The organism is Streptomyces albiflavescens, from assembly GCF_014645835.1.
Classification (GTDB): domain Bacteria; phylum Actinomycetota; class Actinomycetes; order Streptomycetales; family Streptomycetaceae; genus Streptomyces; species Streptomyces albiflavescens.
This window is the reverse complement of sequence record NZ_BMMM01000024.1, coordinates 31,443-51,878: the sequence shown is the minus strand read 5'-3', so window position 1 is coordinate 51,878 and position 20,436 is coordinate 31,443. Positions and strand designations below refer to the sequence as shown.

16 protein-coding genes are annotated in these 20,436 nt (G+C 70.7%); 8 read left to right on the top strand and 8 right to left on the bottom strand.

The features are described from left to right. Positions 1-386: 386 nt before the first annotated feature. The 3 genes from IEY95_RS42470 (at position 387) to IEY95_RS42460 (ending at position 6,336) form a co-directional block, all read left to right on the top strand. Entirely contained in the window at positions 387-974 is a 588-nt protein-coding gene (locus tag IEY95_RS42470) for a hypothetical protein (protein ID WP_229703733.1), read from the top strand. Then, positions 974-3,400, top strand: a complete 2,427-nt coding sequence (locus IEY95_RS42465) for an FG-GAP-like repeat-containing protein (RefSeq protein ID WP_189191618.1) — start codon at positions 974-976, stop codon at positions 3,398-3,400. Before IEY95_RS42470 ends, IEY95_RS42465 begins: the two co-directional genes overlap by 1 nt. 200 nt (positions 3,401-3,600) lie before the next feature. Then, positions 3,601-6,336: an FG-GAP-like repeat-containing protein gene (locus tag IEY95_RS42460; RefSeq protein ID WP_189191617.1), complete on the top strand. Its 2,736-nt coding sequence runs from the start codon at positions 3,601-3,603 to the stop codon at positions 6,334-6,336. Positions 6,337-6,572: 236 nt separating this feature from the next. Here the strand turns inward: IEY95_RS42460 and IEY95_RS42455 are convergent, their stop codons facing one another. The 6 genes from IEY95_RS42455 to IEY95_RS42430 all read right to left on the bottom strand — a co-directional run bounded on the left by IEY95_RS42455 (position 6,573) and on the right by IEY95_RS42430 (position 12,758). Beyond that, positions 6,573-8,045, bottom strand: a complete 1,473-nt coding sequence (locus IEY95_RS42455) for an MFS transporter (RefSeq protein WP_189191616.1) — start codon at positions 8,043-8,045, stop codon at positions 6,573-6,575. Between the two features lie 113 nt (positions 8,046-8,158). After that, the gene (locus tag IEY95_RS42450; RefSeq protein ID WP_229703732.1) at positions 8,159-8,494 is read right to left on the bottom strand and encodes a hypothetical protein; all 336 of its coding nucleotides are present in this window, start codon (positions 8,492-8,494) and stop codon (positions 8,159-8,161) included. 189 nt (positions 8,495-8,683) lie between these two features. Further along, positions 8,684-9,256 (bottom strand): hypothetical protein, encoded by a 573-nt coding sequence (locus tag IEY95_RS42445; protein ID WP_189191614.1) that lies wholly within the window; start codon positions 9,254-9,256, stop codon positions 8,684-8,686. 86 nt (positions 9,257-9,342) lie between these two features. Continuing rightward, positions 9,343-9,843, bottom strand: a complete 501-nt coding sequence (locus IEY95_RS42440; RefSeq protein WP_189191613.1) for a hypothetical protein — start codon at positions 9,841-9,843, stop codon at positions 9,343-9,345. A 231-nt stretch (positions 9,844-10,074) separates the two neighbouring features. Continuing rightward, positions 10,075-10,854, bottom strand: a complete 780-nt coding sequence (locus IEY95_RS42435; protein WP_189191612.1) for a DUF4328 domain-containing protein — start codon at positions 10,852-10,854, stop codon at positions 10,075-10,077. Positions 10,855-11,114: 260 nt separating this feature from the next. Next, positions 11,115-12,758 (bottom strand): beta-N-acetylhexosaminidase, encoded by a 1,644-nt coding sequence (locus tag IEY95_RS42430; protein WP_229703731.1) that lies wholly within the window; start codon positions 12,756-12,758, stop codon positions 11,115-11,117. A gap of 226 nt (positions 12,759-12,984) precedes the next feature. Here IEY95_RS42430 and IEY95_RS42425 point away from each other — a divergent pair, with 226 nt between their 5' ends. The 5 genes from IEY95_RS42425 (at position 12,985) to IEY95_RS42405 (ending at position 17,354) form a co-directional block, all read left to right on the top strand. Then, complete coding sequence (locus IEY95_RS42425; protein ID WP_373294661.1) at positions 12,985-13,644, top strand: 2-oxo-4-hydroxy-4-carboxy-5-ureidoimidazoline decarboxylase; 660 nt, start codon at positions 12,985-12,987, stop codon at positions 13,642-13,644. Between the two features lie 275 nt (positions 13,645-13,919). Further along, the gene (gene sdhC, locus IEY95_RS42420; RefSeq protein WP_148010139.1) at positions 13,920-14,300 is read left to right on the top strand and encodes a succinate dehydrogenase, cytochrome b556 subunit; all 381 of its coding nucleotides are present in this window, start codon (positions 13,920-13,922) and stop codon (positions 14,298-14,300) included. 5 nt (positions 14,301-14,305) lie between these two features. Then, the gene (locus IEY95_RS42415; RefSeq protein ID WP_189191611.1) at positions 14,306-14,797 is read left to right on the top strand and encodes a succinate dehydrogenase hydrophobic membrane anchor subunit; all 492 of its coding nucleotides are present in this window, start codon (positions 14,306-14,308) and stop codon (positions 14,795-14,797) included. Positions 14,798-14,820: 23 nt separating this feature from the next. Continuing rightward, positions 14,821-16,575, top strand: a complete 1,755-nt coding sequence (sdhA, locus tag IEY95_RS42410; protein ID WP_189191610.1) for a succinate dehydrogenase flavoprotein subunit — start codon at positions 14,821-14,823, stop codon at positions 16,573-16,575. Next, the gene (locus IEY95_RS42405) at positions 16,575-17,354 is read left to right on the top strand and encodes a succinate dehydrogenase iron-sulfur subunit (RefSeq protein ID WP_189191609.1); all 780 of its coding nucleotides are present in this window, start codon (positions 16,575-16,577) and stop codon (positions 17,352-17,354) included. Before sdhA ends, IEY95_RS42405 begins: the two co-directional genes overlap by 1 nt. Before the next feature lie 136 nt (positions 17,355-17,490). Here IEY95_RS42405 and IEY95_RS42400 read toward each other — a convergent pair whose 3' ends face one another. Both IEY95_RS42400 and IEY95_RS42395 read right to left on the bottom strand, forming a co-directional pair. Continuing rightward, positions 17,491-19,962: a DUF4132 domain-containing protein gene (locus IEY95_RS42400; RefSeq protein ID WP_189191608.1), complete on the bottom strand. Its 2,472-nt coding sequence runs from the start codon at positions 19,960-19,962 to the stop codon at positions 17,491-17,493. Next, the gene (locus IEY95_RS42395) at positions 19,962-20,354 is read right to left on the bottom strand and encodes a hypothetical protein (RefSeq protein WP_189191607.1); all 393 of its coding nucleotides are present in this window, start codon (positions 20,352-20,354) and stop codon (positions 19,962-19,964) included. The genes IEY95_RS42400 and IEY95_RS42395 overlap by 1 nt, the downstream gene beginning before the upstream one ends. Positions 20,355-20,436 lie beyond the last annotated feature (82 nt).

The window sequence follows — 20,436 nt, the reverse complement described above, 5'->3', positions numbered from 1 at the left end:
TCGGACTTTCACGTCCAATTCCCTTTCTCATACGGCGCACCCGATTTCCGCCCCTGGCGCGCGTGACGCGCGTGACCGAATGCGGGCACGCCGAACCGCCAGTCGGGGATCCCGACTGGTCATGATGGAACGGCCCTTCCTGTGAACCTCCTATGCGGAAGCCCGAGTTCTAATCAGCTGGATGAGGGCATGTCAACAGACGTCACAAGCTGGACAGTCGAGCCCAGGAGGACGGAACTCGCTTCATCTGCGGCGAAACGGGCGGCCGATTCGCCGGATATTTCCCGTCGTTGGATCGGGCCGCTCCCCATGAGGTATAACCGCCCGGTTCTTTACCCGCCCGCATTCGTTCCCGGAATGCGCGCCGATCCGAAAGCGGGAGCGCCATGCCATCGACACGGAAGCCGGACGACGCCGAAACCCCGGAAGTAGCCGACAGTCCGGGGGTCGCCGAAACCCCGGAAGTCGCCGAGGACAATTCGCCGGAAGTGTCGGGGGAAAAGTCCCCTGAGAGCTCCTCGAAGGGTTCCTCGAAGGGCGCGGACCGCCGTGGAATCGTGGTGGGTGGCGTCCTCCTCGCCGCCTCCGCCGGAGTCGTCGTCTACGGCGTGCTCAACACCGCCGAGAAGCCGGAGCAGCACCACGTACCGACCGCCGCGGTGACGTACGAGATCGAGGGCGAGGGCACGGCCGACATCACGTACCAGGCGCGCAGCGAGTCCGGGGACGCCATGGTGGCAAACGGGGTCACGCTGCCGTGGAAGAAGACCGTGAACGTGCCGCTCGGCAAGGCGCCCCTCGTGACCATCACCCTCGGAGAGAAGGGCGGGCGGGCCAGCTGCCAACTCGCCGTTCGCGGCAAGCACGTCCAGACCGCCACCGCTTTCGGGAAGTTCGGGCGCGCCACGTGCCAGGGCGAACTGCCCGCGCCGGAGCCGTCGGACGCCGACGCCGCCGGACAGGAGGGCAGCTGATGGGGCCCGCGGCTCGGGGCGCGGCCCGCGTCGCGCTCGCCGCCGCCGTCGTCCTCAGCGCGATCGCCCTGTCCGAGCGCACCGGGACGACCGCCGCACACACCGCGGCTCCCTGGGGCGCCCTGCGCTCCGTGGCCGTCCCCGCCGGGTCCGATCCGGCGCGCCGCGTACTGCCCGCACGCACGACAGAACCGTTCCGCATGGTCGGCGTCACCTGGTCCGATGCGCGGGCCGCGCTCGGCGGGACGGCGAAGATACGCACCCGCAGTGCCACGACTGGGCGCTGGTCTCCGTGGCGCGACCTCGAACTCGACGTCCACGCACCGGAGTCGGGGCCCGAGCACGCCGACGGCGGTCTGCGGGGCGGCACCCAGCCGCTGTGGGTCGGGCCCTCCGACGGTGTGCAGGCGCGGATCACCGGCGCGAAGCTGCCCGCCGGGCTCCGGGTCGACCTGGTCGACCCGGACGCGGGGGCGAAGGAGTCGGCACCCGCCCCGGCCGGGGCGGCGACCGCCGCCGGTCAGCCGGACATCGTGCCGCGCTCCGGATGGGGCGCCGACGAGTCGATGGTCGTGGACCCGCCGACCTACACGACCGACACGAAGGCCGTGTTCGTGCACCACACCGCGGGCACCAACGACTACACCTGCGCCGAGTCGGCGTCGATCATCCGCGGCATCTTCGTCTACCACGTGCAGAGCAACGGCTGGAACGACATCGGCTACAACTTCCTGGTCGACAAGTGCGGCACGGTCTTCGAAGGCCGCGCGGGCGGCGTCGACAAGCCGGTCTACGGCGCGCACACCTATGGCTTCAACACCGACACCAGCGGCGTGGCGGTCCTCGGCGACTACAACACGGCGACCGCGCCGCAGGCCGTGCGCGACTCCGTCGCGAAGCTCGCCGCGTGGAAGCTCGGGCTGTACGGGATCAACCCGTCCGGCACCGTGGTGATGGCGGCCGGCGCCAACAACGGCAAGTACACGCAAGGGCAGTTGGTGACCCTGAACCGGATCTCCGGGCACCGTGACGGCTATCCGACGGAGTGCCCGGGCGAGAACCTCTACGGCGATCTGCCCGCCATCCGTACGCTCGCCACCGCCGCCAACTCCCCTGCCCCGACGGGAGACATGAATCGCGACGGCCACGCCGACCTGGCCGCGGGTGTCCCGAAGGCCACGGCGAACGGGCTGGCCGCCGCCGGGCAGGTCACCGTCGTACCGGGTGCGCGCTCGGCGTCGTACGCCGGGAACAAGGCCGTCATCACGCAGGAGTCGGACGGCGTGCCCGGTGGCTCGGAGGCGGGCGACGGTTTCGGATCCGCCGCCGCCTACGGCGACTTCGACCACGACGGCTACCAGGATCTCGTCGTCGCCTCGCCCGGCGAGGAGGTCACCGCGGGCGCGAGCGACGAGGGCGCGCTGAGCCTGCTGCGCGGCACCGCGAACGGCCTCGCCGGGCAGGCCGGAATGGTCAACGAGCCCAGCGGGGTGCGGGCGAGCGCCGCCCGCTTCGGAGCGGCCCTCGCCACCGGGGACTTCGACGGGGACGGCGGCGACGACATCCTCGCCGTGGCGCCGGGCGCGGCGCGCGCCTGGGCGATCGACGGCGCGAACCGCGCCTTCTCCGCACCCGTCCAACTGGCCTCCGACGGTGGCGCCTTGAGCGACACGGACATCGCGACCGGCGACTTCGACCGGGACGGCTACGAGGACGCCGCCCTCACCTTCCGCACCGCGGGCGGCGCCACGCCTCTCGTCGTGCTGCGCGGCTCGGCGACCGGGCTGCGCACCGACGCACCGGCCGTTCTCGACGGTGCCGGCGGGCGGGCGCTCGCCTCGGCGGACCTGAACGGGGACGGGTACGCCGACCTGGCCGTGGGCCGTCCCGATGTGGGCGACGGTGGAGAGGTCTCCACGTTCCATGGCTCGGCGGACGGGCTCACCACCACTGGGGCACCTGTCGTCGGCCGTGCCGAGATCCCCGGCGGCGAGTCCGGTGACCGGCTGGGCGCCTCGCTCGCCGTGGGCGACACGGACGGCGACGGCTACGCGGACCTCCTCGCCGGTGCACCCGGCGAGGACGTGGGCACGGCCACCGACGCGGGCGCGGCCCTGCTGCTGCACGGCGGCCTCGACGGCGTCACGGCCACCGGCGCCGCGGTCTACGACACCGACCTCGCCGGGGTGCCCGGTGCCGCGGAGACCGACGACCGGCTCGGCTCGGCGGTCGCACTGGCCGACCTGACGGGCGACGGCCGCCCGGACCTCGTGTTCGGCGCCGACGGCGAGAACGCGGGCGACGGCACCGTCCTGACGCTGAACGGCGGTCCGGACGGGGTCGTCCCGGAGAGCGGCGCCTACTACGGGCCGACCGCGCTCGGTACATCGGCCGCGGCGGGCATCGGCGGCGTACTGGCGAAATGACCGGCCGGGAACGGGCGGCGCCGGGCGAAGCGAGCACGCGCAAAGCAAGCACGCGCAAAGCACGCACCGACGCCACCCCGTTCCGGGAGTGATGTACGGCACATCCAGCGCCGTGATGTTTGGCAATTCCCGTGCGCTGTACAAGAAGCCACCCCTGATGCGGGTGGGCCATTTGTGAAGGTTCTCTAGGGGTGGGACATTTGAGTCGCAGGACGACCCATGCGTACAAGCCACTGAATCTGAAGCGGAGAGCGTGGCTGACCATCGGTGCGGTCGTGTTGGGTGGGGCGGGAGCGGTTACCTACGCTGTCGCGAATCCGACCGACCAGCCGGACCAGGGCGCCAAGGGCCGCAAGGCCGCCGTGCACACCGTCAAGCTCAAGGACAAGGGCGCGGGTCGCAAGGGCCTGGACAAGCAGAGCACCGACCGGTTCAGCGCCGTCCTGCTGACCTGGAGCGACCCGGACGCGAAGCCGAAGGGCACGCCGGAGGTCCGCTACCGGGAGCTGGAGACGGGCAAGTGGTCGGGCTGGATGAAGCTGCCCGACGACCCGTTCTCGGCCGACGGTACGGAGGCGAAGCGGGCCGGAACCCGCGGCGGCACCGCCTCCGCGTGGACCGGCGACGCGAACGGCGTCGAGGTGCGCGTGGTCGGCGCGGACGGCACCGAGGCGAAGGGCCAGCCATCCGGGATGGACGTCAGGCTGCTCGACCCGGGCACCGATCCGGTCGGCAAGGGTGGCACGGAGCCCGCCGCGTACGCCTACCCGGCGGAGGAGACCACTCCCGCGCCGACGGACCCGTCGATACCCACCGACTCCGCGAGCCCGACCGACCCGGCGAGCCCGACCGACCCGCCGGTCCCGACGGACACCGCGTCGCCGACCGACACCGCGTCGCCGACCGACACCGCGTCGCCGACCGATTCGGCACCACCCACCACGGAGCCGCCGAGCCCGACCCCCTCCCCCTCCGACACCGTCCCGGCACCGCGCCCCTCTACGGTCGTCAAGCCGCCGGTCATCACGCAGGCGGAGTGGGGCGCCTCCACCGACTACGACGGCACCCCCGAGTACGGCACCGAGATCAAGGCCGCGGTCGTCCACCACACCGGCGTCGACGGTGACAACAAGCTGTCCTGCGGCGAGTCCCGGGCCCGGCTGCGCACCATCCAGCAGGAGCACTTCTCGCGCGGCTACTTCGACATCGGCTACAACTTCGTCGTCGACAAGTGCGGTCAGATCTTCGAGGGCCGCAGCGGCGGCATGGACCTGCCGGTGATCGGCGCGCACGACATCGGCTTCAACACCAACACGGTCGGCATCTCGTACATCGGCAACTACGAGACCGCCAAGCCGACCCGCGCGGGCCTGGAGGCCATCTCCCGGATCGTCGCCTGGAAGTTCGGCATGTACGGCGTCGACCCGAACGCCAAGGTCACGCTGGTGTCCGGCAGCCCCAAGGGCCAGGACGGCAACCTGATCGACAAGGGCACGTCGATCACGCTGCCGACGGTCTTCGGTCACCGCGACACCAACGCGACGGCCTGCCCGGGCGCCAACCTGTACCCGAAGCTCGCCGAGATCCGCCGGTTCGCGGCGAGCGCCGGCAAGAACTCCGCGATCCCGACCGCCGACTTCAACCGCGACGGCGTCAGCGACCTCGTCGCCGGTACGCCCAAGGTGTCGGGCGGCGTCGGCAGCGTCACCCTCGTGCCCGGCGGCCTCAACGGTCCGGTCGGTACGTCGAAGGTGACGCTCACCCAGAGCAGCCCGGGTGTCCCCGGCTCCTCCGAGGCGGGCGACAACTGGGGCGCCGCCACCGCGTGGGGCGACATCAACGGCGACGGCTACGCGGACCTCGCGGTCGGCGCGCCCGGCGAGGACGACACGAGCGGCAACGCCGACCGCGGCTCGGTCACCGTGCTGTACGGACCCGCCCTCAACACCGGTCTCTCCTACGCCACTTCGGGCGTCACCGCGGCCGGCGCCAAGCTCGGCTCCGCCGTCACGGTCGGCGACTTCAACGCCGACGGCAAGGCGGACGTGTTCGCCGCGGGCACCGGCAAGGGCGGCAACTGGAACGCCCGCCTGACCGGCGGCGCCACCCAGACCGGCACCCTCACCACGTCGACGAGCGCGATCGCGTACCCCGATGCCACGACCGGCGACTTCAACCGGGACGGCTACGCGGACGTGGCCCTGAACTACCGTGACGCGGGCGGCATCGGCCGGGTCACCTGGTTCAAGGGCGGCGCTTCGGGCCTGACGAAGGTGTCCACGCTCAGCGTCAAGGGCGGCCGCTCCATCGCGGCGGGCGACGTGAACGGCAACGGCTACGACGACCTCGTCATCGGCCAGCCGTACACCTCCGAATCGGGCGCGGTCTCCGGCGGCCAGGTCACCATGGTCCCCGGTAGCAGCACCGGCTTCACCACCACCGGGATGACGACGATCCAGCAGGACACCACGGGTGTCCCGGGGACCAACGAGTCGGGCGACGCGCTCGGCACCTCGGTGTCCGTCGGCGACTACAACCTCGACGGTTACGCGGACGTCCTCGCGGGCGCCCCGAACGCGGACATCACACGGGACGCCGTCAACCGCTCCAACGCGGGCACGGCGATCCTCCTGAAGGGCACCTCGACGGGTCTCACGGGCTCCGGCGCGATCGCCGTCTCGCAGGACACCTCGGGCGTGCCCGGCTCCACCGAGACCGACGACAAGCTGGGCTCGGCCGTCGCACTCACCGACCTGTCCGGGTACGGGCGCAGCGACCTGACCCTCGGCACCGAGGGTGAGGACGGCGGCGACGGCATCCTGCTGTACGTGCCCAGCAACAGCACGGGGCTCGGCCTGACCCAGGCCACGGTCTACAGCAAGAGCCAGCTCGGTACGCCGACGGGGGCGCACCTGGGGCAGCTGCTCACGCCGTAGGTGTGACAGCCGCGGCGCCGAGTGCGCTGGAGGGGGTGGGTGGTTTCGGCCACGGCCGGAAAGCGCCCGCCCCCTCCGGCCCTCTCACCGCGCCGCTCCGACTCCCCCCGGGACTGTCGCGGCGGGAGGGCCACCGGCCGGGACCTTGTACCCATGGACAAGGTCCCGGCCGTTCCGCGTTCTTGGGCACCACGGGCGCCCCCGGCCATGCGCCGCGTTCCCGGGAGTCACCGGTGTCACCCGGTGCTCTCCACCTTTTCCGGCACCCGGTCCGCCCGCCCCTCCGGTACCGGCACCCGGTGCGCGTCCACCACGACCGCGGCGATCAGCGCCGCCAGCAGCAGCGAACCCATGGCCCACCATGTGGCGACGTTGAACCCGTGCACGGCGGCGCGGGAGGCGAGGGCGCGGCGGTCGACACCGGGCCCGGCATGCGCGGTCGCGTACCGCGTCGTCACGCTCGCGGCGATCGTGTTCAGCAGTGCCGTACCGATCGAACCGCCCACCTGCTGGGCGGTGTTGAAGGTGGCGGAGGCCGCGCCCGAGTCGCGCGGGGCGACACTGCCCGTGGCCAGCGAGACGCAGGTCATCATGGCGGTGCCCATGCCGAGGCCGAGCATCAGCATGCCGGGCAGGACATGGGAGGCGTACGCCGGTTCCACGCCGACCTGCGCGATGAGCGCCAGCGCTCCCGCGGCCAGCAGCAGCCCGGGGACGATCAGGGCGCGCGGCGGGACCCGGTTCAGCAGCCGGGCCGCGACCTGCGTGGAGCCGGTGACCATGCCGACGGTGATGGGGAGATAGGCGAGCCCGGTCTTCAGCGGCGAGTATCCGAGGACGCGCTGGAAGTAGTACGTGAGGAAGAGGAAGACCCCGAACATCCCGATGGTGACGAAGAGGATGGTCAGGAACGCCCCGACGCGCTGACGGTCCCTCACCACCGACATCGGCAGCAGCGGCACGCGCGCGCGGGTCTGCCAGAGGGCGAACACGCCGAGCAGCACGACCCCGGCGGCGAGCAGCCCGAGGACCAGCCCGTCGCCCCAGCTCCGCGACTCCGCCTCGGAGAAGCCGTACACCAGCGAGAGCATCCCGGCGGATCCGAGCAGCGCGCCGGGCATGTCGAGGCGGGCGTCCTCGTGCCGGCCGCCGCTGTCGAGCAGCGCCCACGCGCCGGCGAACGCGACGAACGCGATGGGGACATTGACGTACAGGCACCAACGCCAGTCCAGGTACTGCGTCAGCAGGCCGCCGGCCAGCAACCCGATCGCCGCGCCCGCACCGACGATCGCGCCGAACACGCCGAAGGCCTTGCCGCGCTCCTTGGGGTCGGTGAACGTCGTGGTGAGCAGCGACAGCGCGGAGGGGGCGAGCAGCGCCGCGAACACGCCCTGCAGGGCGCGCGCCCCGAAGAGCATCCCGGAACCCGTCGCCGCACCGCCCAGCGCGGATGCCGCCGCGAAGCCCAACAGGCCGATCATGAAGGTGAGTTTGCGCCCGGCGAGGTCGGCGACCCGGCCGCCGAGCAGCAGCAGCCCGCCGAAGGCGAGCGTGTACGCGGTGATCACCCACTGCCGGTTCCCGTCCGACATGTGCAGGTCGGTCTGGGCGGACGGCAGGGCGATGTTCACGATGGTCATGTCGAGGATGACCATCAACTGCGCGAGCGCGATGACGACCAGCGCCCACCAACGGCGGTTGTCGGCCATGAGGCCTCCCCAGTCCGGCGATTGCCCCCATGTTCACTCCGGAGCCAGCCGTTTGGGAACGGCCGCGTACCTTAAGAGCGGGCAATCTCACCGGGCTCCGGCCGGGCCCCCGGCTACCGCGTGGCCTCCCGGCACAGCAGCCGCAGCGAACCGTCGCCCTCGTAGCAGCGCCGGGCCTCCTCGATCGGGGCCCACAGCCGCCCGTCCGGGGTGCGCAGCCAATGGTCGCCGCCCGTCTCCCACCACTCCGCGCCCGTGTGCCGGGCGACGACCTCACCGGCGTACGCGCCGAAACCGCGCAACACGGTCTCCACGGCGGCGTACGGCGCCCCGTCCCGGCGTATCTCCTCGATCAGCCGGTCGACGCGCCACAGGCTCTGTGCCGAGTAGTCGAGGCGCAGCCGGGCGCCCTCGCGCATCGTCGCGACCGTGTCCGCCGCCCAGCGCATCGGCTTCGCCGCAGCTGAGGGCCTGGTTTCCTGAGTTGCGTTCACATCGGGAAAAGCGCCCTGCGGGCGAAATTCGTCACCCGTACCGGCGGTATTCGCGACACCGGCTCAGGACCGCCATCACCACCGCAGGACGGTCACAGGAATCTCGCAGGGAAAAACGTTTACGCGCAGGCGCGGCAGGCCGCGTCACGCCCTTCCCCGCGCCCGGCGCGACACCACCGCCCGCAGCACCCGCCGCCCCTCGGTCGACACGTCCAGCGCCGGCCGGAGTCCGCCCGTGCCACGGCCCGCGAGCAGTTCCAGGATGGTGACCTGGCGGCGCAGTTCGGCGGCGACGAGGGGCGACATGCCGTCCGTGCGGCCCTCGCGGCGGGCCGTCACACAGGACTCGGCGTCGTCGGCGGCGTCGAGCAGCCGGTGGATCTGCAGGGCCGCCACGGAACAGGCGTCGGCCCAGGAGCGCAGTTCGGTCGCCGACGGCTCCGTGGGGACGGCGCCGAGCATCCGGCGGACGAGTACGGCGGCCTCGTCCTCGTCGGTGACGGCCGGCTCGGGGGCGTCCGCGTCCAGCTTGGCGCGCGCCTGCTCCACGGATTCGCTCCACGCGCCCCACGCGTCCGGTTCCGCCAGGCTCGCCCACAAGGGCCGCAGGATGTCGTCATCACCGCCCAGCAGAGGCACGCACCGATCCAAACAAGCCAGACCGCTCGCCGCCAGACCTCGCTCGTCGGCCTGAGCGATCAGTTCCACCAGGCTCATCGCGCCTCCCTCGAATCCCTCGACAGGGCGCCTGTTTTCTAACGGAGCCCGCACCTCCCCTTACTGCGTGCGACGGACCAGGAGTGTCACAGCGGCACCACACCGAGCCGGTCGAGGAACCGGAAGAAGAGGTTTTCGGCCAAGGGGCCGGGGTCCGCGGTCAGCACCTCGACGAGGGGCTCGGCGGGGATGGTATGCCCGGCTTCGGCGGCCCAGGAGACGGCCCGGGCGGCGGCGTCGGCCGGCTCCAGGAAGTAGTCGTCGACGCCGAGTTCGTCCTCGCCGCCGACGTAGCCGGCCATCGCCTCCCGTGCCAGACACGCCGTCCACACGCCGCTGTCCGGCGCGGCCGCCTCGACGGCCACGCAGTCACTGTCCATGACGTACCCGAAGAGCGCGGGCGCGCCGCTCTCCCGGGCGAGCGCCTTCATGTTCCCGATGTCGCCGTCGCCGCTCGGGTACTCCCACACCTGCCAGCCGTCGGGCGCCGCGGTCCGCAGCACCATGCCCCGCGCCCCCGCGAGCGCCTCCAGCTCCGCGAGCGGGCGCTCGCTTCTCCCCACGACGTAGTAGCCCCAGTAGCCCATGCCGGTTCCCCCCGGTGTCTCGTCGGCTCTCGGTTCGGCTGGCAGTTCAGCTCGGGCCGAATACACCACAGGAAACGGGAGTTGGCCAGCGAAACGGACGATTCGGTCGAGTCCCCGTCGGGCCCCGGTCGGATCCGTGTCGGGTCCCCCGTGGGATCCACGTCGGGTCCACGCCCGTCCCGGTCGGCTCCACGCCCGTCCCGGTCGGGTCCGGGTCGTGCCCCGACCGCCTCAGACGCCGACGGGAACCGGCCCCTGGTGCGCCTTCTCGTTCTGCATACGGGTCAGCCGCAGCACCACGAGGATCGCGAGCACCGCGGCCGCGATGTGGATGACATCCGCGAGCATCACCTGGCCGGTGGCGTGCTGAATCTCCCCGGCCGTCTCGGCCTTGCGGTATGCCATGAACCCGGCCCGGTTGGCGAGCAGCGCGATGACCCACAGCGTCCACCAGGCGTCGACCAGCCCGTGCCGGGCGCGGCCCAAGGGGCTGCTCGCGTCCCAGATGTCGAGCATGATCCGGCGCGGGAACCACAGGTTCACGACCGGCACGAACCAGCCCCAGCCCGTCCAGCCGCGCCCCTTGCTGTGCCCGAACGGGTTGAACACCTCCGCGTTGATCCGCACCCGGTGGAACCAGATGAGGTAGACGACGATGGTCGCGAGCAGGGCGGTCGACTGCGCGATCCCGGCCGCCGAGTAGAGCGAGTCCGCGTGGTCGGCCCGCCGCTGGACGGCATCGCCGACCTCGCCGTCCGCGAGGGAGCCCGTCACGTCGTACATCGTGATGTCGGCCCAGACCGCGAAGAGGTCGGTGGCGACGACCACCCCGAGCAGCACGGCGGCGGCCTTGCCGAGGCCGACCGGTGAGCGCAGCCACGCGGGGCCGTGCGGGGGCGTCATGGTGCCCGCCGGAGTGGGCGCGGGCGCGGGCGCGGGCGCGTTGACGCAAAGGGAGCACAGTCCCTCGGGCGTCGACGCGGCGAACTGCTGACAGCGCTGGCAGATCATGGGTTCCCCCCGAATTCACCGGCGCGTCCAGCCGTGCCGGCACAGGAAGCCGGGCGCCCCCCTCCCCAGGGGCACGCCCGGCACACGAATACGCGGAAGATACGGTTCACCGCGCCCGTACGTCCAACCGCCCGCGCCTGTACGTCCAACCGCCCGCGCCGTACGTCCAACCGCGCGAGCCCGGACGGTCCGCCGGGCCTCTTGGACGCGGGCGCGGCGCCGAGCGCGCCGCGCCCGGACGGTCCGCCGACCTCCCGAAGTCAGCCCAGACGGTCCGCCAGCGCCTTGAAGTCGGCCCAGGACAGCGTCGGTGTGCGCGGATCCCACAGTTTCTGAACCATCGCGCGCAGCGGCATCCTGATTCCCGCCGCCACCTGGTCCTGGGTCTGCGCGGCCGAGCGATCGCACCACACCGCGAAGACGCCGCCGAGGATCTGCCCGTCGTACTTGGCGGGCACCGCCGTCGTGCCCCGCACCACGAGCGGGGTCCACTGCTCGTAGATGCGCTGCCCGGTCGGGTAGACGAAGGTCTGCGGCTGGCCGAGCACGTAATAGAGGAACTCGTCGTTGTAGTTGATGAGCTTGCGCCCCGCGCTCAGGTATTCGAGCGGCGGCCGCGCCCCGATCTCCTTGCCGGTCCAGTACGCCACCTGCACGTCACCGTTCACCTGGACCGTGCCTCCGCGGAAGAACCCGTCGTTCCAGGCCCGCGGGGTCCGGTTGTGCCCGAGCACGACGCGGGCCCGGTCGTTCAGCCAACCGGTCGCCAGGTCGGCGACGCTCGCCCCGGGGCCGTACGCCTTCGTGGCAGCGGCGGCCAACTGCGGGTACGACGCCGCCGGGTTCGACACGGTCAGCGCCTGGTACTCGTCGCCGCCGATATGCCAGTACGCGCCGGGGAAGAGACCCGCGTACTCATTCAGCAGTTCGTCGATCAGGGCCGCCGCGGCGGGCTTGGAGATGTCGACGGCACCCCGCGTGGGGACCCCGTTGATGTTGCGCAGCTGAAGGTCGGGATGCGCGTCGAGGACGGCGCCCAGATGGCCGGGTGAGTCGATCTCGGGGACGACGGTGATGTGCCGACTCGCCGCCAGGTCGATGATGCTGCGCACCTCCTTCTTGCTGAGGTGCTCCTTCGACACGATCTCGGGGTGCGTGTCCGACTGGATGCGGAAGCCCTGGTCGTCGGAGAAGTGCAGCCCGAGCTGGTTGAACTTCAGGTCGCCCAGCTCCCGGACCCGGTCCTCGATCCAGGCCGCCGTGAAGTGCTTGCGCGCGATGTCGAGCATGAACCCGCGCTGCGGCTTCGCGGGCCGGTCGCGTACGACACCCTCGGACGCCGTACCGCCGCCGTGCACCTCCTGCTTGAGAGTGCGCGTGCCGTAGAAGACGCCGGTGTCGGTGGGGGCGGTGATGGTGACCCGCCGGTCCTTGACGGTCAGGGTGTACGACTCCGGGCCCGCGGACCCCTTGTCCAGACCCAGCTCGACATCGCCGTCCCTGGCACCCGACTTCCCCGCGTACGTCAGCTTGAGCTCCCCCGCGAGCAGCTTTCCCTCGTCGGCGAGCCCGGCGTCGCCCACTACGACGCGGGCCCCGGTGGCGGGGCGCCAGCCGGGGCCGCGGGCCGGCGTGTGCTCGCGTACGGCCGGGATGGTGCGCGGAGTCCGGGACAGCGGGTACGTCCGGGTCGGCGAGGGAGAGGGCGTGGCCCTGGCCGGGGTCGTGGGCGAAGCCGCGGACCCGGCGGCCGACGGCACGCTCGCCCCGGTGGGCACACCGTCGCTGCCGGAGGGCCACAGCGCGACGGTCGCCGCGACGGCACCGGCCGCCACCACGCCCGCCGCGATCAGCGTCGGCCGCTTCCTGCTCCGCGCCGGCGCCCGCCGCCTGCCCGTGCTCACCGCATCACGCCCTTCGCTTCGGCCGCCAAGGTCCACTCCCCGTCGTAGACGTCGTACACCTCTTAAGTGAACCTAAGCCCCCACCCACTCCCCAGCGGCCGCAGTCCACCCCGTGTTTCGAAACTCTCCCGTACGGGTGAAATTTCAGGCATCCATCGGACAGCTGCTGACACTTCTCGATAGCGTGAGCGGAACAAATCTCACTTCTTCCCCTGCCGACACACACGTGACGTCCACGGGCGTCATGGGATGCGGATCTCCGGAGCGCCGGATCTCCGGATCCAATGTCGCCCCACTTCCATCCCACCGCCGAGGACCCACGCTGCCTTCGCACCGTCCCCCACGCCTCCCCGGCCAGGTCGCCCTCCCCGAGCAGAAGAGCGCGGCGCCGTCCCCGGCCCGCCTGGAGCGGTTCAACTCCGCGCCCGTCGACGCGGTCGAGCACGCCCTCCTGACCTGCTGCCGCAGCCTGCGCTGGGCCCACCGCCTGGCCGACCACCGGCCCTACCCGAACCTGGACGCGCTGCTCGCCGCGGCCGACGAGGCGGCGTACGACCTGACGCCCGCCGACATCGCCGAGGCGCTGGCCGGCGAGTCGCTCACGCTGCTCCCGGACGGCACATACTCCGCCGCCCACACCGCACTGAGCGCCGCGCAGGCCGCGTACGAGAGTCGCTTCGGACATGTGTTCGTGATCTGTCTGGACGACGCGACCCCCGAGGAGGCCCTCGACCAGGTACTCGCCGCCATCCGATCACGGTTGACAAACGATCCGGAGGAGGAACGGGTCATCACGGCGGACGAGCTGCGCCGCCTGGCGAAGGGCCGTCTGAGCCGCCTGGTACGGCACTCTATCGGGCCATCTGTACCCGAGCGCCCCTTTTAGGGGTACAGGGCTGCTGCGCCCTGTGCGGCTCCGCCACGCGGACGGGAGCTACCACGAACAACCCGCACCCGACAGACAGCCCCCAGCTCACCCACCTCACCCGTTAATAGCCCGAACGTGCCTGATTGATTGCCAGTTTGATCACATAGACAGGGCCGCTGTAAGCGTTCCGACAACACGTCGCTACGATGGCCAGGGCCGGTGGACCGTACCCGGCCGGGCCGACCGACACAGAAGCCGGCAGGCCCCAATCCCCGCTCCCGGAGGGTTCTTCCGTGCCGGCTGGAACGCTGTACCGCGGCCGGGAAGGAATGTGGTCCTGGGTGGCTCACCGAGTCACCGGCGTCCTCATCTTCTTCTTCCTGTTCGTACACGTGCTGGACACCGCTCTCGTCCGTGTCTCCCCCGAGGACTACGACAGGGTCGTGTCCACGTACAAGACGCCGATCGTCGCGCTGCTGGAGTACGGCCTCGTCGCCGCCATCCTCTTCCACGCGCTCAACGGCCTGCGAGTCATCGCCGTCGACTTCTGGTCGAAGGGCCCGCGCTACCAGAAGCAGATGCTCTGGTCCGTCGTCGGTATCTGGGTCGTGCTGATGGCCGGGGCCCTGTACCCCGTCCTCGGTCACGCATTCCGCGAAGTCTTCGGGAGCTGACGCAGATGTCCACCACTGAAACCGCCGCTTCCGGCATCGGCCCCGTCGAGGGCGCGGACGCGTTCTCGGCGTACAGCGTCGACAACCCGGCGCCCCTCATCGAGGCCCCGCGCAAGCGCACCAAGAAGACCCCGAAGTCGACCCGCGGCAACTTCGAGATGTACGGCTGGCTGTTCATGCGCCTGTCCGGCATCGTCCTGGTCGTCCTGGTCATCGGGCACCTGCTCATCCAGCTCGTCCTCGACGGCGGCGTCTCCAAGATCGGCTTCGCCTTCGTGGCCGGCCGCTGGGCGAACCCCTGGTGGCAGGTCTGGGACCTGGCCATGCTGTGGCTCGCCATGCTGCACGGCGCCAACGGCCTGCGTACCGTCATCAACGACTACGCGGAGCGCGCCGACACGCGCCTGTGGCTGAAGGGCCTGCTGTACACCGCCACGGTGTTCACGATTCTGCTGGGCACGCTGGTGATCTTCACCTTCGACCCGAACATCCGCTAGGCACGGGGCTGAGGCAACCACTCATGAAGATCCACAAGTACGACACCGTCATCGTCGGCGCCGGTGGCGCCGGCATGCGCGCCGCCATCGAGGCGACGAAGCGCAGCCGCACCGCCGTGCTGACGAAGCTCTACCCCACCCGCTCCCACACGGGCGCCGCGCAGGGCGGCATGGCCGCCGCGCTGGCCAACGTGGAGGAGGACAACTGGGAGTGGCACACCTTCGACACCGTCAAGGGCGGTGACTACCTGGTCGACCAGGACGCCGCCGAGATCCTCGCGAAGGAGGCCATCGACTCGGTCCTCGACCTGGAGAAGATGGGCCTGCCCTTCAACCGGACGCCCGACGGGACGATCGACCAGCGCCGCTTCGGCGGTCACTCCCGCAACCACGGCGAGGCCCCGGTCCGCCGGTCCTGCTACGCCGCGGACCGCACCGGCCACATGATCCTCCAGACGCTGTACCAGAACTGCGTCAAGGAGGGTGTGGAGTTCTTCAACGAGTTCTACGTCCTCGACCAGCTGATCACCGAGGTCGACGGCGTCAAGCGCTCGGCGGGCGTCGTCGCCTACGAGCTCGCGACCGGCGAGATCCACGTCTTCCAGGCGAAGGCCGTGATCTACGCGTCCGGCGGCACCGGCAAGTTCTTCAAGGTGACGTCCAACGCGCACACGCTGACGGGTGACGGCCAGGCGGCGGTCTACCGTCGCGGGCTGCCGCTGGAGGACATGGAGTTCTTCCAGTTCCACCCGACCGGCATCTGGCGCATGGGCATCCTGCTGACGGAGGGCGCCCGTGGTGAGGGCGGCATCCTCCGCAACAAGGACGGCGAGCGCTTCATGGAGAAGTACGCGCCGGTCATGAAGGACCTCGCGTCCCGTGACGTCGTCTCGCGCTCCATCTACACGGAGATCCGCGAGGGCCGGGGCTGCGGTCCCGAGGGCGACCACGTCTACCTCGACCTCACGCACCTCCCGCCGGAGCAGCTGGACGCCAAGCTGCCCGACATCACGGAGTTCGCGCGCACCTACCTCGGCATCGAGCCCTACACGGACCCGATCCCGATCCAGCCCACCGCGCACTACGCGATGGGCGGCATCCCGACGAACGTCGAGGGTGAGGTCCTGTCGGACAACACCACCGTCGTCCCGGGCCTGTACGCCGCCGGTGAGGTCGCCTGCGTGTCGGTCCACGGCGCCAACCGCCTGGGCACGAACTCCCTCCTGGACATCAACGTCTTCGGACGTCGTGCGGGCATCGCGGCCGCCGAGTACTCGGCGAAGGCCGAGTACGTCGAGCTGCCCGAGGACCCGGCCTCCCAGGTCGTGTCGCAGGTCGAGCGGCTGCGCAGCTCCACGGGCACCGAGCGGGTCGCCGACATCCGTCGGGAACTGCAGGAGTGCATGGACGCCAACGTGATGGTGTTCCGCACCGAGCAGACGATCAAGACGGCCGTGGAGAAGATCGCGGAACTCCGCGAGCGCTACAGGAACGTCTCGATCCAGGACAAGGGCAAGCGGTTCAACACCGACCTGCTGGAGGCCATCGAGCTGGGCAACCTGCTCGACCTGGCCGAGGTCATGGCCGTCTCCGCGCTGGCCCGCAAGGAGTCGCGCGGCGGTCACTACCGCGAGGACTACCCGAACCGGGACGACGTCAACTTCATGCGCCACACCATGGCGTACCGCGAGGTCGGCGACGACGGCACCGAGTCCATCCGTCTCGACTACAAGCCGGTCGTCCAGACCCGCTACCAGCCGATGGAGCGTAAGTACTGATGGCTACCCCTGTTATGGACAAGGCGGAGGCGGCCGGCCAGCCGGAGCCCGGTTTCGCCGACTCCCCCTACATCACGGTCACCTTCCGCATCCGCCGCTTCAACTCCGAAGTCTCGGCGGAGGCGGCCTGGGAAGACTTCCAGCTGGAGATCGACCCCAAGGAGCGTGTCCTCGACGCCCTCCACAAGATCAAGTGGGACCAGGACGGCACCCTGACCTTCCGCCGCTCCTGCGCGCACGGCATCTGCGGCTCGGACGCCATGCGGATCAACGGCAAGAACCGTCTGGCCTGCAAGACGCTGATCAAGGACCTCAGCCCCGAGAAGCCGATCACGGTCGAGCCCATCAAGGGCCTGACGGTCCTCAAGGACCTGGTCGTCGACATGGAGCCGTTCTTCCAGGCGTACCGCGACGTGATGCCCTTCCTCATCACGAAGGACACGAACGAGCCCACGCGGGAACGCCTCCAGTCGGCCGAGGACCGCGAGCGCTTCGACGACACGACGAAGTGCATCCTCTGCGCGGCCTGCACGTCCTCGTGCCCGGTCTTCTGGAACGACGGCCAGTACTTCGGCCCGGCCGCCATCGTCAACGCCCACCGCTTCATCTTCGATTCGCGTGACGAAGCGGGCGAGCAGCGCCTCGAGATCCTCAACGACAAGGACGGCGTGTGGCGCTGCCGCACGACCTTCAACTGCACGGACGCCTGCCCGCGCGGCATCGAGGTCACGAAGGCGATCCAGGAGGTGAAGCGGGCGCTGATCACGCGCCGCTTCTGACCTGACGGTCCCTCACGAGGGCCCCGCTGCCGGAACTCCCGGGAGCGGGGCCCTCGTCGCGTACATGCTGTGCGCGCCCTGGAGTGGAAACCTTCACGACAGGTCCGTCGGCGGGCAGCCCACGAAACCCCGTGGGTCACAACTGGCTCAGGATCGTAGGATCCGTGATCCTCAGGTCGTCCGCCAGCATCATCGCCTTGCTCAGGATCACCGCCAGCGTCCGGTCGCCCTCGAAGGGCAGATAGCCCGTCCCCGAGGCTGTGTCGCTCGCCTTCGGGACGATGCACAGGTACTGGTCGTTAGGGCTCATCAGGATGTTGCCCGAGCCCAGGTGGATCTTGTACGTGTGGCGGTCGCCCTTGACGTGGAGGAAGCGGGCTTCGAGGGTGCAGCGGTCGGCTATCGCCAGGCGCGGGATCAAGCGCTCCAGCAGAACGCGGCGGGTCTCCGCGCTCTGGTTCAGTTCGCCGAAGCCGTACGACCTCCAGTACTCCTGGAAGCGGCCGCCGGGGCCGCCGTCCTGCCAGGTGGGGTCGTTGCCGACGCTCGCGACGCCCACGAAGAGGTCGACGTCGCGCAGGACTTCGGAGAGGACGAGGGGCGGGATGTCGGTGAGGGGCAGAGGCTCGACCGGACCCTCGCCGTCGCGCAGCCACATGCGGTACTCGCCGCCGCAGCAGTGCGCCGAGTTCTCCGGGGCGTCGATCGGATAGAAGCGGACCTGGTCGGTGCGCAGCCGCAGGTAGCTGCCGGACTCGGTGGTGTCCTCGCCGTACTCCTCGCCGTCGCCCTCGATCCAGTACTCGGCACGCAGGCCCCACTGGGGCAGCTCGCGGGTGGCCGGTGGGGCCTCGTCATCGACGCAGAGGCGGAGCTTGTTGCGCCACCCCCTGATCGCCGCCAGGGAGTTGAACTGGTGCTGGCGCAGGATGTGCGCCGCGAAACGGTTCGAGTACGTGCCCGTGGTGCGCTCGGCGTCCGTGAGCAGGTACACCTCGCGGTGGGCCTGCTTGAAGGGCTGGGTGATCGCGTGCCGCTCCAGCCAGTCCCGCCAGGCGACGACCTCGGCGGGCTCGCGGCCGACGGGGTGCCAGAGTGCGACTTCGGAGCCTCCGGTCACGGGCTCGTCGGTGAGAGTGCGCAGCTCGCCGTCCGCGAAGCCGACGGGCGTGCCGTCGACGGCCCAGAGCAGGCGGCGGGCGAGGGTGCCCACCAGCGGGTGGTCGAGGTAGCGCTCGCGCCAGGCGCCGTATGCCCAGGTGCGCCGGGCGAGGAACTGCCGGTCGAGCCGCTCCGTCTGCGCCGACAACATCTTGTCGATGTCCTTGACCGCCGCCTTCAGCTCCTTGAGCTCGTCGGCGTGGTCCCGCTTCACGGCGGTGGGCACGCTCTTGACGGCCTTGCCGGCGGCGGTGCGCCAGCCGATCACCGCGCGGGGGCCCTGGACGTCGATCAGAGCGGTGATCTCCCCGTATCGGTGTGCGGCCCGGCCGACCTCGGTGAGACCGTACGCGGGAACGGCCAGCTCCTCGATCTCCTCGCGGCTGAGTCCCAGCGCGGTGGCCCGCGCCTCCAGCGCGCCGTCGAGCAGCTTCGCCGTGTTCTTGTACGTCACCCGGGTGGCCAGCCGGGCCAGTTCGGCGAGAGCGGACTCGCTGTCGATGCGGGAGAGCGCGATCACACCGGCGTTGGCCACCTTGGGGTTGCGTGGGCCGAGTCCGGCGACCTTCTTGAGGGAGGTTTCGACGAGTGCGCCAAGGGCTCGGGCCGTGTCGGGGTGGGGCGGCAGGAGGGAGAGCAGCCAGGCGAGGCCGCGCAGGGCGTTGGCGTTGTAGGGGTCGTAGGCGTTGTTGATGTCCGGCTCGTACGTCTGGCGCTCCAGCGGGAAGGTCCGGGGACGGCCGACGAGGGCGAGCCAGGGGAGCACGGTCCCGCGGACACGGTCGGCGCCGAGGGTGTCGATGAGAGCGCGGGCCTGCTTGTCCCACTTGGCGGTGGGCTTGGAGGCGGTGGCCGTGAGGACGTGGGCGAGCAGGGCGTGCCACGGGTCGTCGGGCTCGGTGATCTGCTCCATGGCGCGCTCGGCCCACTCCTCGCCGACGTTGAGGACGGGGTCGGTGAGCTTCTTCACCAGCTCGGCGAGGGGGTCGGCGCGGTAGGCGTCCATGGCGGTGCGGCGGAAGACGGCGACCACGGCGGGGGCGAGGGGACGGCCGGCGGTCAGCTCGGCCTCCGCCAGGACGTCGAGCCGCGCAGCGTACCAGAAGGAGTGCCGGCGACCGAGACCCTCGAGTTCCTTGAGCCGCTCCACCGAGAGCACGTCGTCGGGGAGATCGCGGGAGATGATGCCGAGCAGGGTCAGCGCGTTGCGTCGGGCGTCGGAGTCCTCACCGACCGAGTGGAACCGCTCGGCGAGGGCGCCCGCCAGGCGCGTGCGCTCCTCCGTGGGCATGCCGCGCAGCGTGTCGAGGATCTCGACCCAACCGCCGCCCCAGTAGCCACGGTTGGCGACGGCGGTCTTCAATACTTGGTCGGCGAGCTTCCCCATGTCACCCGCGGCGACATGGTTCCGGACCTTCTGCGTGTGTGATTTCGGGGTCGTGTTCATCAGCCACCCACCAGCGCGACGAGCTTCAGGAAGGTGACCTCGGTGCCGAGCGCCAGCTCGATCTCCTCATCGAGGTCCGTCACCTGACGGTCCCCCACGAGCACCAAGAACCCATTCCCCGCGAAGGCCTTGAGTGCCAGCTCGGTCTGGACCTCCGGATCTATCCGCCGCGGCGTCCGCAATGCGTACCCGTTCAGTACGCGCTCGGTGTCCTCGGGCTGCACGAGTCCCTGGAACACCCCCGGCGTACGCGCGTTGTACTCGGCGACCTCCTGGAAGACCCGACGCCGGATCAACTCACGCAACGCGAGCCGCTCCTCGGCGATCTCGATCCCCCAGCCCGCGCCCCGGTCCCCACTGGTCGTCTCGTCGACGAACGTCACCATTCCCATGCCACGACAGTACGAGCCGGCACTGACAATCGGTCACCGCGTCACCCCGGCGCGGAAGCCGGAGTCCCGGGGCCTTGTCGTC